The sequence below is a fragment of the Pararhodobacter sp. genome (genome assembly GCF_034676075.1).
GTDB lineage: Bacteria > Pseudomonadota > Alphaproteobacteria > Rhodobacterales > Rhodobacteraceae > Pararhodobacter.
This window is the reverse complement of the sequence record NZ_JAUCCQ010000102.1, coordinates 1-14475: the sequence shown is the minus strand read 5'-3', so window position 1 is coordinate 14475 and position 14475 is coordinate 1. Positions and strand designations below refer to the sequence as shown.

Here is a 14475-nt window from a genome sequence, read left to right as displayed (position 1 = left end):
TTCGGCGCGGCGGCACGCCGCGCCGCTGGTCGCCCGAGGCGCCCGCGACAGCGGGCAACGAGGGCGAAACACCTCCCCCTTCACGTCAGGCTCCCTGTCATGCTGCCCCTTGTCTTCCGCGACCCGGGCGGGCATCACCGCCTCGGTGGATGGGAGACTGGCGATGGCCCTGGCGGATTGGACGATCTTTGCAAGCCCCGCGATGATCTGGGTGACGCTCCTGGCTGTGGGTCTGGTGGGCCTCTCCAAGGGCGGGCTCGGCGGGGCCTTCGCGCTGATGGGCGTGCCGGTCATGTCTCTGGTCATGCCGCCCGTGCTGGCCGCGGCTGTCCTGTTGCCGATCCTCCTGATGATGGATGCCGTGAGCCTCTGGATCTGGCGCTCCTACCGCGATTGGGAGGTGCTGAAGACCATGCTGCCCGCGGCGATGATCGGCATCGCGGCGGGCTGGGCCGCGGCGGCGGTGACGTCGGATGCCATGGTGCGGCTGCTGGTCGGTCTGGTGGCGCTGGGATTTGCCGCCCGCTGGGCCTTGGGGCGTTACCTCGGCAGCGCGCCGCGCTACATTCCGGCGATGGGCTGGCTCTGGGGCTCGATCGCCGGTTTCACCTCGTTCGTGGCCCATGCAGGAGGGCCGCTCTTTCAGATCCAGGTCCTGCCGAAGCGGCTGGATCCCAAGCTCTATACCGGCACCTCGGTGATCTTCTTCGCCGTGGTCAATCTGGTGAAGGTCGTGCCCTACGCCGCGCTCGGCCTTTTCGAGGCGCCGGTCCTGTGGTCGGCGCTGCTGATGCTGCCGCTGGCCATCGTCTCGGTCCGGATCGGCGCCGGGATCATCAAGCGCATGGGGCCCGAGGTCTTCTATCCCTTCACCTACACCATGGTGGCCATCGTCGGGGTCAAGCTGATCTGGGACGGGATCACCGGGCTTTTCTGACCGGTCAGAGACCCGCCCGGCGCCGCGCTTCCCGGATCACGGCCACCGCGGCCTCGGGGTGGGTGTGGTGCAGCATATGGCCCGCGCCGGGGATCTCGGTCAGCCGGGCCGAGGGCACTTCGCGGATGAAGCGGCGGGCGTGGACCTCGACCGGGACGGTCTCGTCGGCGTCGCCGTGCAGCAGTTCGATCGGCATCCGCAGGCTGGGGTAACGCGGCTGCATGGCGGTGACATAGGGCAGCAGGCTGTTGACCTGGCGGTTGTTGGTCTCCTGCGACTCGCGGCGCAGGGACAGGCCTGCGCCGATGTGGTCGCCGTAGCCTTCCGGCACCGCCTCGGGGGCAAAGACATTGGCCAGCGCCGCCTCGACCGCGCTTTCGGGGGCGAAGGCCGCGACCAGGGTGCGGGCGGGGCCGCCCAGCACGGTGTCGTTGAGGTTGTACCAGAAGGTCAGGTCACCCTCCCAGGGTTCCGAGGCCCCGGCGAGCAGCACCAGCGCCGCGGTGTCGCGGGGGGCCTGCAGGCCCCAGGCCAGCGCCACGGCGCCGCCATAGGAATGGCCGACCACGATGGGCCGCCGGACGCCCAGCTGCGCCACCGCCTCGCGCAACACCCGGGCCTGCAGCGCCGGGTCGTTGTCGGCCTCGCCCCAGCTGTCGGAATAGCCGAGGCCCGGCCGGTCCACGGCGATGACGCGGAAGTCGCCCTCCAGCCGCTCCACCAGATCGAAGGTGAAGTCCCGCAGATTGCCGTTCGCGCCATGGATCAGCACCACCTCCGGCGCGCTGCCGCGGGAGCGGCCGGTGACCAGCAGGTGGACGCGGTGACCCTCGACCTCGACGAACTGGCCGACGGGGGGGAATTCGGTCATCCACAGTGTCTCGCGCCGGTCGGCGCGGCTGTCGACCAGCGTGGCGCAACCGGCGAGGCCGACGAGGGTGAAAAGGGTGATGGCGATGGCAAGCGGGGAGGGCAGGGGCATCGGGGCTCGGGCAAGGAGGGGGGAGGGCACAGCAAACTGCCCCTGAGCTAGCGCGTGGCGCCAGCCTGTCCAGAGGCCATGCCGAGGGGGGAGACCCCCTCGGCCCTCCCTTCAATGCGCGTTTTCGCCCAGCCGCCCGCTGCGGCCGCCGCGACGCCCGCCGATGCCCATGCGCGGCGCGCCTGCGGCCAGGAGGAGCCCGGTCATCGGGTGATCCTCGGGCCGGTCACGTCCGGCCAGGCGGCTGGCGATCGTCGCGTAATCGACGCTGGGCGGCAGGCTGAGGGCCCAGTCGATCAGGATCGACCGGCACTCGGCCTCGCCGATCCCGGCAATGCGATAGGCTTCGCGGATCAAACCCTTCGGATCATCGGGATCTTGCGCTTCCATCATGCCTCCAACGCAGCAACACCGGGCAAAACCTTGCCCTCCATCCATTCGAGGAAAGCACCGCCCGCCGTCGAAATATAGGTGAAATCGCCCGCCGCGCCAGCACGGTTGAGCGCCGCCACCGTATCGCCACCGCCCGCGACCGAGACGAGCGTGCCGTCACGGGTCAGTTCGGCCGCGGCTTTCGCGGCGGCATTGGTAGCGGTATCAAAGGGTTCGAGCTCGAAAGCGCCGAGCGGGCCGTTCCAGATCAGGGTCCTCGACCCTTTAAAGATGTCGATAATCTGTGCCACGCTGGCCGGGCCGGCGTCCAGAATCATCGCATCCGGCGGGCAGTCGGTGACCACCTCGTGCGGGGCATGGGCCTTGAACTCGCGGGCCACGACCAGATCGACCGGCAGCACCAGACGGCAGCCGATTTCCTCGGCCTTGGCGATGATCGCCCGCGCGGTCTCGGCCAGATCGTGTTCGCACAGCGACTTGCCAACATCCTTGCCCTGCGCGGCGAGGAAGGTGTTGGCCATGCCGCCGCCGATGACCAGCGCATCGACCTTGGTGATCAGGTTGCTCAGGAGGTCCAGCTTGGTCGAGACCTTGGCGCCGCCGACCACGGCCACCACCGGCCGCTGCGGGTTGCCCAGCGCCGCGTCGAGCGCCTGCAGCTCGGCCGCCATCAGGCGCCCGGCGCAGGAGGGCAGGAGTTTGGCGATGCCCTCGGTCGAGGCATGAGCGCGGTGGGCGGCGGAAAAGGCGTCGTTGACATAGACATTGCCCAACGCGGCCAGCGAGGCGGCCATCATCGGGTCGTTCTTTTCCTCGCCCGCGTGAAAGCGCGTGTTCTCGAGCAGCAGCACATCGCCGGGCTCCATCGCGCCCACCGCCTTCTTGGCGGGGCCACCGATGCAATCCTCGGCGAAGGCGACGGGCTGGCCCAGACGGGCTTCCAGCGCCGGGCGCACCTGGGCCAGCGACATCTCGGGGTTGGGCTGGCCCTTGGGGCGGCCGAAATGGGCCATCAGCACGACCTTGCCGCCCGCGGCCGAGATGTCGCGGATCGTCGGCAGCACCGCGTCGATGCGGGTGAAGTCGCTGACCTGGCCATTTTCGAACGGCACGTTGATGTCGACGCGGACCAGCGCCGTCTTGCCGGCGAAATCCATCTCGTCGAGGGTTTTCCAGCCCATGGAATACTCCTTTTCCCTATCCGTCCGAGTGATGCCCGGCCGCCGCGATGGCGTCAACCACGCCGAGGGTCGCAGGCCCGGGCCGCATCGGGCGCAGGCAAAAACGCGCGAAAGGATAAAGGGTTCCGGGGATCGGCGGCTTGCCGCGCGGCGCGATCCGGTCGGTCAGATGCGGATCTTCTGGAAGCCGTCGCGCAGGGCGTTGGACCAGGCCTGCGACATGGCGCGGAAATCCTCGTCCTGGGCCTCGATCCGCTGGCGGCGCGAGACGCGGCAGGCGTCCTTCTCGATCACCGCGAAGTCGAGCGGCATGCCGACCGAGAGGTTCGAGCGCAGGGTCGAATCCATCGACAGAAGCACCGCCTTGCGGGCGTCGTCCAGCGAGGTGTCTGGCGTCACCACCCGGTCGAGGATCGGCTTGCCGTATTTGTGCTCGCCGATCTGCAGATAGGGGGTGTCCTCGGTCGCCTCGATGAAATTGCCCTCGGGATAGATCAGGAACAGCCGCATCGTGCCGCCCTTCCGCTGCCCCGCGACGATCATCGAGGCCGAGGTCGAGACCTTGCTGGCCTCCATCCGCACGTCGATGTCGTGGCGGACCGAGGCGAGCGTGTTGCCGACGATCTCGGCCACTTCGAGCATGGTCTGCGCGGTCATGATCGAGGGCACGCCCTCTTCGGGGTGGTCGATGGCCTCGCGCAGGCGGGCCAGCGTGGTCTGGGTGACGGACAGGCTGCCCGCGGTCAGCAGCGTGACCACGCGCTCGCCCGGATCCTCGAACACGAACATCTTGCGATAGGTGGCGATATTGTCGAGCCCGGCATTGGTGCGGGTGTCCGACAGCAGGACCATCCCCGCCTTGAGCAGCAATCCGACGCAATAGGTCATGGCGGCGAGCCGTCCCCTTGGATCCGCGGCGGGGACGGCCTCCGGCCCCGTCCTGCGGTCAGTTTCGCCTGCGTTTACTGCTGCGTTGCCGCAACCGCAACGGCGATCTCCATGCTTTCGCTGCCGGGGCCGCGGGCGGTGCCGCGGATCGGCGCGGCATGCGTGGCGTCCATGCCGCAGCCGAGGCGGATATAGCGCTCGTCCGGGCAGCAGGCATTGGCGGGGTCGAAGCCGACCCAGCCCAGCCCCTCGATCCAGACCTCGGCCCAGGCATGCGCCGCCTCGTGCGGCTTGCCGTCGCTGTCGGTGAAGAGATAGCCCGAGACATAGCGCGCGGGCAGGTCCCGGAGCCGGGCACAGGCGATGAGCGCATGGGCGTGGTCCTGGCAGACGCCTTCGCCCAGGGCCAGCGCCTCGGCCGCCGTCGTGTGCGCGTCGGTGGCGCCCGGGCGATAGGCGATGGCCTCGGCCACCAGCGCCGAGAGATCATGCGCAAGCCCCAGCGCGGTCGGGCTTTCGGCCTTGGCCGCCAGTTCCTTCAGCGCGGCATCGGGGCGGGTCGGCAGGGTCTCGTCCAGCCAGGCGACCGGCGGGATGATCTCGCGGTTGCCGCGCAGGACGCCGGCCTGGTCGGTGGTCGTCACCTCGCCGGTGACGCGCACCTCGATCCGTTCGACCGGGCCGCGCACGCTCCAGGCCTGGATCATGTCGCCCGCCCCGTCGCGGAACGAGCCGCCCATCACCCCGTCCGACACCGCCACCTGCCAGCGATGGGTGGTCTGGTTCTGGCATTGCGTCGGCAGCAGGCGGTGGCTTTGCACCACGCCGCGCACCGGCTGGTCATAGAGATAGGTGGTCACATGCTCGACGAAGAGCTTCATCGCACGTCTCCGCTGAGATAGGCCTCATGCACGCGGGCGCCCAGATCGGCCACCTCGCCGATGAAGCGGGTGAGGAATTCGTGCAACCCCTCGTCGAAGATCGATTCCGTCGAGGTCTCGTACATCCGCGCCATCATGTTGCGCGCCGATTCCTGCGCCCGGCTTGGGCGGCGGTAATAGCGCGCCAGCCGGTCCAGATGCAGGTTCAGCGCCTCGACACAGGGGCTGAGGCCGCGCGGCGTCTGGGGGTTGAGGATCAGGAAATGGGCGATCTTCTTCGCCGTGATCTCGCCGCCATAGGCCCAGTGGAAGGCGCGGTGCAGCGACATGGCGCGCAAGAGCGTCCGCCATTGGTAATTGTCGAGGCCCGAGCCCACGAAGTCGATATGCGGCAGCAGGACGTAGTATTTCACGTCCAGAAGCCGCGCGGTGCTGTCGGCGCGTTCGAGGTAATAGCCGATGTTCAGGAAATCCCAGCCGTCGTTCCTGAGGTGGGTGGCATCCATCGCGCCGCGAACCATGGCGCAATGGCGCCGGGTCCAGTCGGTCAGGCGGCTCAGCGATTGATCCGAGCGCGGCTCGCGCTCGATCTGCCGCATCTCCTGAAAGGCCGAGTTCAGCGCGTCCCACATCTGCGTGGTCAGCGCGGTGCGGACGATGCGGCCGTTTTCCCGCGCCTGGGTGATGCAGGAGACGACCGAGGAGGGATTCTCGTGGTCGAAGAACAGATGGCTCTCGATGTTGCGCTGCACCGGGTCGCCGTATTTCTTCATGAAGGCGTCGTAGCTGCCGCAGGCATGCAGCAGGGCCTCCCATTCGTTGCGGTAGCCCTGTTCCGAATTGGGCAGCATGGCGATCCGGGCGCCCACATCCAGCAGCCGCGCGGCGGTTTCCGCGCGCTCCATGTAGCGGGCCATCCAGAAGAGGTTGTCGGCGGTTCTGCTCAGCATGTCCGTTCCTCCGCCCCCGTCACTCGGCCAAGACCCAGGTGTCCTTGACCCCGCCGCCCTGCGACGAGTTCACCACCAGCGAGCCCTCGCGCAAAGCCACGCGGGTCAGGCCGCCCGGCACCAGTTCGATCCGCTCGCCCACCAGGCAATAGGGGCGCAGGTCGACGTGGCGGGGCGCGACGCCTTCCTCGACGAAGGAGGGGACGGTCGACAGGGCCAGCGTCGGCTGGGCGATGTAATTGTCGGGATCGGCCTCGATCTTGTGGCGGAAGGTTTCGATCTGCTCCTTGGTCGATTTCGGCCCCACCAGCATGCCGTAGCCGCCCGAGCCATGGACCTCCTTGACCACCAGATCGCCCAGATTCTCCAGCACGTATTTGCATTCATCCGCCTTGGCGCATTGCCAGGTGGGGACGTTCTGCAGGATCGGCTCTTCGCCGAGATAGAAGCGGACCATCTCCGGCACGAAGGTATAGACCGCCTTGTCGTCGGCGACGCCCGCGCCCGGGGCCGAACAGATCGAGACCCCGCCCGAGCGGTAGACATCCATCAGCCCCGGCACGCCCAGCATGCTGTCAGGGCGGAAACACAGCGGATCGAGGAAGGAATCGTCGATCCGGCGATAGATCACATCGACCTTGCGCGGGCCCTCGGTGGTGCGCATCCAGACGAATTCGCCCTCGACGAACAGGTCCTGCCCCTCGACCAGCTCCACGCCCATCATGTCGGCGAGGAAGCTGTGTTCGTAATAGGCGGAGTTGAAATGCCCGGGCGTCAGGATCACCACATTGGGCTCCGATGCCGTGCATTTCTCGGGCGCGACCGAGGCCAGCGTCCGGCGCAGAAGTTCGGGATAGGCCTCGACCGGCTGGATGCGGTTCGCGCTGAACAGCTCGGGGAACATCCGCATCATGATCTCGCGGTTTTCCAGCATGTAGCTGACCCCGGACGGCGTGCGGCAATTGTCCTCCAGCACGAAGAAATCGTCCGGTCCGGTGCGCACCAGGTCGATGCCGACGATATGGCTATAGACATTCTTGGGCGGGCGGATGCCGGCCACGGCCTTTTCATAGGCCTCGTTCAGATAGACCAGCCGGCCGGGGATGCGGCCGGCGCGGATGATCTCGCCCCGGTCATAGACATCGGCGAGGAAGGCGTTGAGCGCGCGGGCGCGCTGCTTGATGCCGCGTTCGAGCCGGTACCATTCCTGGGCGCTGAACACGCGGGGGAACATGTCGAAGGGGATCAGCCGGTCGGGATCGCCGCCTTCGCCATAGACGGCGAAGGTGATGCCGATGCGCCGGAACAGCGCCTCGGCTTCGGCCTGTTTGAGGTTTCGCAATTCGGCGGGCATCTGGTCGACCCAGCCTTGCAACCGCGCATAGGGGGGGCGGACGGCGCCCCTTTCGATCATCTCGTTGAAATAGGTGCTCATGTCACTGTCCCCACTCTGCACGACTTTAGACGATTTGCAGTCGTCGGCAATGGTAAGAGGATTGCTGTTTTTTCGCGGCTTACTTCGCCTCTTGCTCATTTCTCGGGCAGGGGCGCTTCCGATTGCCTGTTGCCCGGGCATCCGCCGCGCCGGCCCCAAAAGGCGCGCGCAGGCCCGCTTCCGGCGCTGCGCGGGGCGCGCGGGGCAGGGGCGGCGGGCGCCGTTCTGACGGGCAAGCGAAAGAAAAAAGACAGAATCGCCCCTTTTCGCGCATTGTCCTGATTGTCACGAATCTGTTTCAGTTGTTCAGTAGCCCGGGCCAGCCGTGACGCTCCAGTTTTCGGGGTGAAGAAGCGGCGGCTTTGCCAACAGGAGGCTTTCATGAAAACGACGACCGTACGGGTGGCGTCGGCCAGCATCGCGGCGATGCTGTCGGCGGCGCCGGCACTCGCGCAGGATATGGCCGCTCTGGTCGAAGGCGCACGCGCGGAAGGGATGCTGACCACCATCGCCCTGCCGCATGATTGGTGCGGCTACGGCGACGTCATCGCGGGCTTCCGCGAGATGTATCCGTTCCTCGAGATCAACGAGCTGAACCCCGATGCCGGCTCGGCCGACGAGCTGGAAGCGATCCGCGCCAACATGAACAACACCGGGCCGCAGGCGCCGGACGTCATCGACGTGGGCCTCGCCTTCGGTCCGGCCGCGCAGGCCGAGGGGCTGATCACGCCCTACATGGTCTCGACCTGGGACACGATCCCGGAAGGCGCGCGTGACGCCGAGGGCCATTGGTACGGCGATTATTACGGCGTCATGTCGTTCATCGTGAACACCGACCTCGTGGACAACATCCCGACCTCGTTCGAGGACCTGCTGAAGCCCGAATACGTGGGGCAGGTGGCGCTGGCGGGCGATCCCCGCGCCTCGAACCAGGCGATCCTCGCGGTGATGGCGGCGGGCATGGCCCGCGGCGCCGAGCCGGGCGCGGCCGCGGCTCAGGCGGGGCTGGAGTTCTTTGCCGAACTCAACGCCTCGGGCAATTTCGTGCCGGTCATCGGCCGCACGGGCACGCTGGCGCAGGGCACCACGCCGATCCTGATCCAGTGGGACTATAACGCGCTCAGCGCCCGCGACACGCTGGCTGGCAACCCGCCGGTCGAGGTGGTCGTGCCCTCGGACGCGGTGCTGGCCGGGGTCTATGTGCAGGCGATCAGCGCCCATGCGCCCCATCCGAACGCCGCGCGGCTGTGGATGGAATACCTCTATTCGGACGAGGGTCAGCTGGGCTGGCTGGCGGGCTATTGCCACCCGATCCGCTTCAACGATCTGGCCGCCCGTGGCGTCATCCCGCAAGAGATGATGGACGCGCTGCCCCCGGCTGAAAGCTACGCCGCCGCCGTCTTCCCGACGCTGGATCAGGTGAACGCCAACCGTGACGCCGTTGTCGCGGGCTGGGATTCGGTCGTCGGCGCCAACGTCGAATAAGCCAAACCCGGGGGTCCGGCCCGCTGCCGGTCCCCCGATCCCCCGGGGAGAAGCCCATGGCGCAACCGCGCGCAAGGATACGCCTGCCGCTGACATGGCTGGGGGTGGTCCCGTTCTTCGTCTTTGTCGGTCTCTTCCTGCTGCTGCCGACGCTCTACATCGTCGTCGGCGCCTTCCGCTCGCCCGAGGGCGGCTTCACCTTCGGCAATATTCTGGCGCTGAACACGCCCACGATCCTGTCGGCCTATTGGGTGTCGATCAAGATCGCCTTCTGGTCGTCGCTGATCGGCTGCGCGGTGGGCTTCGCCATGGCCGCCGCCGTCACCGTGGGGGCAGGGCCGCGCTGGGTTAAGAACCCGCTCCTGACCTTCTCGGGCGTGGCGTCGAACTTCGCGGGCGTGCCGCTCGCCTTCGCCTTCATCGCCACCATCGGCCCGGCGGGGATCATCACCCTCTACCTGCGCCACGAATTCGGCATCAACCTGCGGCTCATGGGCTTCAATCTGCTGAGCACGCTGGGCCTGGTCATCACCTACCTCTTCTTCCAGATCCCGCTGATGATCCTGATCATCACCCCGGCGCTGGAGGGCCTCAAACGCGAGTGGAAGGAAGCGGCCTCGATCCTGGGCGCGACCAGCTTCCAGTATTGGCGCATGGTGGCCTTCCCGATCCTCTTCCCCTCGATCCTTGGCACCATGGCGCTGCTCTTCGCCAACGCCTTCGGCGCCGTTGCCACCGCCATCGCGCTCACCGGGCCCTCGCTGAACATCGCACCGATCCTGCTCTATGCGCAGATCCGGGGTGACGTGCTGGGCTCGCCCAACCTCGGCTATGCGCTGGCCTTCGGCATGATCGTCATCACCGGGCTCGCCAATGCGCTCTACATCGTCCTCCGCGCCCGTTCCGAGAGGTGGCTGAAATGACCCGCCTCTGGTCCTGGGGCGCGCTGCTGATCGGCATCGCCTTCTTCCTCATGCCGCTCTACGGCATGACCGAGTTCTCGCTGAAGATGCGGCGGGGCGAGTATTCCTTCGACGCCTATGCCACGGTGCTGGCCGACCCGCGATTTCAGGCGACCTTCGGCTATTCGGTGCTGATGGCGGTGCTGACCATCCTCTGCGGCGTGCTGCTGGTGGTACCCACCGCCTTCTGGGTGCGGCTGAAACTGCCCGGCCTCCGGCCCTGGGTCGAGTTCATCACCCTGCTGCCGCTGGTCATCCCCTCCATCGTCGTCGTCTTCGGCTATATCCGGCTCTACAACACCTCCAGCTGGCTGCCGCTCACGGGGTCGGTCACCGGCACCAACATCCTGCTGATGTTCGGCTACACGGTGCTGGCGCTGCCCTACATGTACCGCGCCGTCGACACCGGGCTCAGGACCATCGACGTCGCCACCCTGACCGAGGCCGCGCAATCCCTCGGCGCCGGCTGGGTCACGATCCTGGCACGCGTCATCCTGCCCAATGTGCTGGGTGCGGTGCTGTCCGGCGCCTTTCTCACCTTCGCCATCGTCATCGGCGAATTCACCATGGCGGCGCTGCTGGACCGCCCCGCCTTCGGTCCCTACATGCAGCTTCTGGGCGCCAACCGCGCCTACGAGCCCGCGGCGCTGGCGGTGATCGCCTTCGCCATCACCTGGGCCTGCATGGGGCTGATCCAGCTCGTCACCCGATTCTCGAAACACAACAGGGTGGCGCGCTGATGGCCTTCCTCGACCTTTCCCATCTGGAAAAAGCCTTCGGCGCGATGCGCGTGGTGAAGGACTTCAACCTCGGCATCGACAAGGGCGAGTTCGTCTCGTTCCTCGGGCCGTCGGGCTGCGGCAAGACGACCGTGTTGCGCATGGTCGCCGGGTTCGAACGGCCCGACAGCGGCGCCATCACCGTTGACGGCAAGGACATCACCGGGCTGAAACCCAACCAGCGCAGCATCGGCATGGTGTTTCAGGCCTATGCGCTGTTTCCGAACCTGACCGTGGCCGAGAATGTGGGCTTCGGCCTGAAAGTCGCGGGCGTCGCCAAGGCCGAGGCCGCCGAGCGCGTGGCCGAGATGCTGGCCCTGATCGGCCTGCCGGATCTGGGCGCGCGCTATCCGTTCCAGCTGTCGGGCGGCCAGCAGCAGCGCGTGGCGCTGGCCCGGGCGCTGGCCCCCCGGCCGCAGGTGCTGCTCCTGGACGAGCCGCTCTCGGCGCTGGATGCCAAGATCCGCGTCAGCCTTCGCACGGAAATTCGCGAAATTCAGCAACGGCTGGGAATCACGACCATTTTCGTGACCCACGACCAGGAAGAGGCGCTGTCGATCTCAGACCGGATCGTGGTGATGAACGGCGGCATCGCCGAACAGACCGGCCGTCCCTTGGAGATCTACAACCGCCCCCGCACCCGGTTTGTCGCCAATTTCGTCGGCACGCTGGGCATGCTTGAGGGGGTGCTTGAGGATCCGGCAACCGGCCGCGTGTCGCTCGCCGAGGATGAGGTCACGCTGGGCCGCGCCATCGAGCGTCCGGCCGGCGCGGCGATCACCCTGGCGCTCCGGCCCGAGGCGCTGCATCTGGGCGGCGGCCGGGGCGATATCGTGCTGCCCGCCCGCGTGACCGAGGTGCATTTCCTCGGCTCCGTCATCCGCATCCGGGTCGAGACCGGCGGCACCAGCCTGTCGCTCGACACCTTCAACCGCCCCGAAACCCCGCCGCCGCCGCTGGGCTCGCAGACCGAGGTCAGCATCGCCGCCTCCGACGTGATCGTGCTGGACGACGCCTGACCGGGGCCGGACGCGCATTAACGGGCCGTCAAATCTTCGATTCTACCTTGTGGGTCAGGCCGCCCGGTGGCGGACCCGTTGAGGAGTATCGGTATGAGACGTTTCGCGCTCGCGCTTGCCGCGGTCACCTGGGCTTTGCCCGCCACGGCCCAGGATTTCCATCAGGCCCTGCAGACTTATTATGAGACCAGCCTGACCGGCTGGTCGACCGATCCGGTGCTGATCGGCGCGATCCGGGCGCAGAACGCCACCACCAGCGTCTATTCCGCCGATCAGGTCGCCGCGCTCGACCGCAGCTGGCAGGCCGAGATCGGCAATGCCAACCAGCCGACCATCACCCCGATCCTGCACAATCCCGCCGCCGATTTCCTGCGCGGTCAGGTCGATTCCTCGGGCGGCCGCATCACCGAGGTCATCTTGATGGACGGCGCCGGTCTGAACGTGGCCGTGACCGGCATCACCTCGGACATGTGGCAGGGCGATGAGGCCAAGTTCACCGAGACCTACGGCCACGGCCCCGGTTCGGTGCATATCGGCGAGGTCGAATTCGACGAATCGACCGGGCGCTATCAGGGCCAGATCTCGTTCCCGCTGGTCGATCCCGCCAATGGCGAGATGGTCGGCGCCATGACGGTCGGTGTGGACGCCGAACTGATCCAGTAACTCCAGCCCAGGAGGTTTCGCCATGGTCTGGCTTCCCGGACGTCTCCGCCCCCGCTGGCCCGCCCTGCGTGCCTCGCTCTTCGTCAAGGTCACGGGGCTGGTGTTCATGGCCACGGCAGTGGTGGTCAGCGCCAATATGTTCTTCGCCATGCGCGAGACGGATCGCCTGGCGACCGTCGCGCTGCAGGACGAAGCCGCCGCCTCGATCAGCGGCTTTGCCGCCCGGGCCTTGAACGCGGTCCGTTTCGGCGATGCCCCACGCATCGTGCCGCTGATCGAAGAACTGGTGACGATGAGCGACGGTGATGTGACCGCCGTCGTCGTCACCGGGGCGGATGGCAGCGTGCTCGCCTCGACCGGCACCAGCGATCCCGGGGTCATCGAGACCCTGCGCCAGGCGGCCGCCTCCGCCGGCGAGCCCCGCCTGAGCGATCATGGCGCGGGCTTCGATTCCGTCGGTCCGGTCGGGGCCGGCACGCCCGACACCCGCGTCGGCGGGGTTGCGACCCGCTGGGATACCGCCCATGCCCTGAAGCGGGCCCATGTCGGCGATCTGGCCAATATCATCACCGCCATTGTCATCCTGGCGGTGATGATGGCCATCGCCATCGTCATCGTCCGCCGGATGATCTCGCGGCCGATGCAGCAGCTGGCCAACTCGCTCGAGGATCTGGCGCAGGGCCGCTACGACCTGCCGATTGCCGCCCTCGACCGCCATGACGAGATCGGCGATTTCGCCCGCCATGTCTCGGACCTGCGCGACCGGCTGCGGATTGCCCGTGACGATGAGGAGGCACGTGATCGCGACCGCGAGATGCAGATCCGCGTCGTGGCGGCGCTGCGCGACGGGCTGAACGCGCTGTCCCGGCGTGACTTGACCACCGTCATCGACACCGCCTTCGACGACCGCTACGAGCCGCTGCGCGCCGATTACAATGACACCGTGGCAGCGCTGCAGCAGACGCTCAGCTCGGTGATCCTCTCGGCCGGCCAGATCCGTGAGGGCAGCGACGAAATGGCGGGCTCGGCCGACAACCTGTCACAGCGGACCGAAACCCAGGCCGCCACATTGGAAGAAACCGCTGCGGCACTGCAACAGATCAGCGCCCGGGTGACCGAGACGGCAAGCAACGCCCGCAAGGCCGAGCGCATTGCCCGCGGCGCCCAGGAACAGGCGCAGATCAGCGAACCCATCGTCCGCGAGGCGATCGAGGCGATGGCGGCGATCCAGAACCGGTCGTCGCAGATCGCCCAGATCATCACCCTGATCGACGACATCTCTTTCCAGACCAATCTTCTGGCCCTGAACGCCGGGGTCGAGGCCGCCCGGGCCGGCGAATCGGGTCGCGGCTTCGCGGTGGTCGCCACCGAAGTGCGGGCGCTGGCGCAACGCTCCTCGGATGCCGCGCGCGAGATCAAGGAACTGGTCAGCGGCAGCACGCAGCAGGTCGACCACGGGGTCGAGCTGGTGCGCCGTTCCGGCGAGGCCTTGTCGCAATTCTCGGGGCAGGTGGACGATATCGCCGTGCTGATGACCGAGGTCGCGCAGGCTGCCGACGATCAGGCGCATAGCGTGACCGAGATCAATGTGGGCGTCAGCCAGCTCGACACTGTGACCCAGCAGAATGCGGCGATGGTGCAGCAGACGACGGTCGCCATCCACGAATTGCGCCAGCGCTCGACCGCGCTCGCAGATCTGCTGCGCGACTTCCGGCTGGACGGCACCGCGCTGCGATCGAGTGCCACCGCCGAGGCCCCGTCAAGGTCCGCCCCCGCATCCCGATCGGGCCGCCGCGCCGCGGCCTGAAGAGAAGGCGAGGCGGCGATGGTTCCGTGGCGCCCGTAGCTCGTTTGCCGCGGTTCCTTTAGCAGGCCGCTGAAAAACTCCTGCCTCGACGCCGATGGCGGAACATGATTCAC

14 protein-coding genes are annotated in these 14475 nt (G+C 67.5%); 7 read left to right on the top strand and 7 right to left on the bottom strand.

Features of this window, described 5'->3' with window-relative positions:
- Positions 1-163: 163 nt before the first annotated feature.
- Positions 164-937: a sulfite exporter TauE/SafE family protein gene (locus tag VDQ18_RS18525; RefSeq protein ID WP_323022384.1), complete on the top strand. Its 774-nt coding sequence runs from the start codon at positions 164-166 to the stop codon at positions 935-937.
- A 4-nt stretch (positions 938-941) separates the two neighbouring features.
- Here VDQ18_RS18525 and VDQ18_RS18520 read toward each other — a convergent pair whose 3' ends face one another.
- The 7 genes from VDQ18_RS18520 to VDQ18_RS18490 all read right to left on the bottom strand — a co-directional run bounded on the left by VDQ18_RS18520 (position 942) and on the right by VDQ18_RS18490 (position 7647).
- Entirely contained in the window at positions 942-1919 is a 978-nt protein-coding gene (locus VDQ18_RS18520) for an alpha/beta hydrolase (RefSeq protein ID WP_323022383.1), read from the bottom strand.
- A 111-nt stretch (positions 1920-2030) separates the two neighbouring features.
- Positions 2031-2312 (bottom strand): hypothetical protein, encoded by a 282-nt coding sequence (locus tag VDQ18_RS18515; protein WP_323022382.1) that lies wholly within the window; start codon positions 2310-2312, stop codon positions 2031-2033.
- Entirely contained in the window at positions 2309-3493 is a 1185-nt protein-coding gene (locus tag VDQ18_RS18510; RefSeq protein ID WP_323022381.1) for a phosphoglycerate kinase, read from the bottom strand. Before VDQ18_RS18510 ends, VDQ18_RS18515 begins: the two co-directional genes overlap by 4 nt.
- 165 nt (positions 3494-3658) lie before the next feature.
- Positions 3659-4381, bottom strand: a complete 723-nt coding sequence (locus VDQ18_RS18505; protein ID WP_323022380.1) for a peptidase — start codon at positions 4379-4381, stop codon at positions 3659-3661.
- Positions 4382-4455: 74 nt separating this feature from the next.
- Positions 4456-5262 (bottom strand): transglutaminase family protein, encoded by an 807-nt coding sequence (locus VDQ18_RS18500; protein ID WP_323022379.1) that lies wholly within the window; start codon positions 5260-5262, stop codon positions 4456-4458.
- Positions 5259-6212: an alpha-E domain-containing protein gene (locus tag VDQ18_RS18495; RefSeq protein WP_323022378.1), complete on the bottom strand. Its 954-nt coding sequence runs from the start codon at positions 6210-6212 to the stop codon at positions 5259-5261. Before VDQ18_RS18495 ends, VDQ18_RS18500 begins: the two co-directional genes overlap by 4 nt.
- A 19-nt stretch (positions 6213-6231) precedes the next feature.
- Complete coding sequence (locus VDQ18_RS18490) at positions 6232-7647, bottom strand: circularly permuted type 2 ATP-grasp protein (RefSeq protein WP_323022377.1); 1416 nt, start codon at positions 7645-7647, stop codon at positions 6232-6234.
- Positions 7648-8028: 381 nt separating this feature from the next.
- Here VDQ18_RS18490 and VDQ18_RS18485 point away from each other — a divergent pair, with 381 nt between their 5' ends.
- From VDQ18_RS18485 to VDQ18_RS18460, 6 genes are all read left to right on the top strand, one after another.
- On the top strand, positions 8029-9132 hold the full coding sequence (locus tag VDQ18_RS18485) for an ABC transporter substrate-binding protein (protein ID WP_323022376.1): 1104 nt from the start codon (positions 8029-8031) through the stop codon (positions 9130-9132).
- Positions 9133-9188: 56 nt separating this feature from the next.
- Positions 9189-10055, top strand: a complete 867-nt coding sequence (locus tag VDQ18_RS18480) for an ABC transporter permease subunit (RefSeq protein ID WP_323022375.1) — start codon at positions 9189-9191, stop codon at positions 10053-10055.
- A complete protein-coding gene (locus VDQ18_RS18475) occupies positions 10052-10834 on the top strand; it encodes an ABC transporter permease (protein ID WP_323022374.1) in 783 nt (260 codons plus the stop codon). Before VDQ18_RS18480 ends, VDQ18_RS18475 begins: the two co-directional genes overlap by 4 nt.
- Entirely contained in the window at positions 10834-11892 is a 1059-nt protein-coding gene (locus VDQ18_RS18470) for an ABC transporter ATP-binding protein (RefSeq protein ID WP_323022373.1), read from the top strand. The genes VDQ18_RS18475 and VDQ18_RS18470 overlap by 1 nt, the downstream gene beginning before the upstream one ends.
- Positions 11893-11985: 93 nt before the next feature.
- The gene (locus VDQ18_RS18465) at positions 11986-12555 is read left to right on the top strand and encodes a hypothetical protein (RefSeq protein ID WP_323022372.1); all 570 of its coding nucleotides are present in this window, start codon (positions 11986-11988) and stop codon (positions 12553-12555) included.
- 22 nt (positions 12556-12577) lie between these two features.
- Positions 12578-14362, top strand: a complete 1785-nt coding sequence (locus VDQ18_RS18460) for a HAMP domain-containing methyl-accepting chemotaxis protein (RefSeq protein WP_323022371.1) — start codon at positions 12578-12580, stop codon at positions 14360-14362.
- Positions 14363-14475: the final 113 nt, after the last annotated feature.

Coding starts and splice junctions, on each gene's coding strand:
- VDQ18_RS18525 (WP_323022384.1), top strand. CDS start 164: ATGGCCCTGGCGGATTGGACGATCTTTGCAAGCCCCGCGATGATCTGG.
- VDQ18_RS18520 (WP_323022383.1), bottom strand. CDS start 1,919: ATGCCCCTGCCCTCCCCGCTTGCCATCGCCATCACCCTTTTCACCCTC.
- VDQ18_RS18515 (WP_323022382.1), bottom strand. CDS start 2,312: ATGATGGAAGCGCAAGATCCCGATGATCCGAAGGGTTTGATCCGCGAA.
- VDQ18_RS18510 (WP_323022381.1), bottom strand. CDS start 3,493: ATGGGCTGGAAAACCCTCGACGAGATGGATTTCGCCGGCAAGACGGCG.
- VDQ18_RS18505 (WP_323022380.1), bottom strand. CDS start 4,381: ATGACCTATTGCGTCGGATTGCTGCTCAAGGCGGGGATGGTCCTGCTG.
- VDQ18_RS18500 (WP_323022379.1), bottom strand. CDS start 5,262: ATGAAGCTCTTCGTCGAGCATGTGACCACCTATCTCTATGACCAGCCG.
- VDQ18_RS18495 (WP_323022378.1), bottom strand. CDS start 6,212: ATGCTGAGCAGAACCGCCGACAACCTCTTCTGGATGGCCCGCTACATG.
- VDQ18_RS18490 (WP_323022377.1), bottom strand. CDS start 7,647: ATGAGCACCTATTTCAACGAGATGATCGAAAGGGGCGCCGTCCGCCCC.
- VDQ18_RS18485 (WP_323022376.1), top strand. CDS start 8,029: ATGAAAACGACGACCGTACGGGTGGCGTCGGCCAGCATCGCGGCGATG.
- VDQ18_RS18480 (WP_323022375.1), top strand. CDS start 9,189: ATGGCGCAACCGCGCGCAAGGATACGCCTGCCGCTGACATGGCTGGGG.
- VDQ18_RS18475 (WP_323022374.1), top strand. CDS start 10,052: ATGACCCGCCTCTGGTCCTGGGGCGCGCTGCTGATCGGCATCGCCTTC.
- VDQ18_RS18470 (WP_323022373.1), top strand. CDS start 10,834: ATGGCCTTCCTCGACCTTTCCCATCTGGAAAAAGCCTTCGGCGCGATG.
- VDQ18_RS18465 (WP_323022372.1), top strand. CDS start 11,986: ATGAGACGTTTCGCGCTCGCGCTTGCCGCGGTCACCTGGGCTTTGCCC.
- VDQ18_RS18460 (WP_323022371.1), top strand. CDS start 12,578: ATGGTCTGGCTTCCCGGACGTCTCCGCCCCCGCTGGCCCGCCCTGCGT.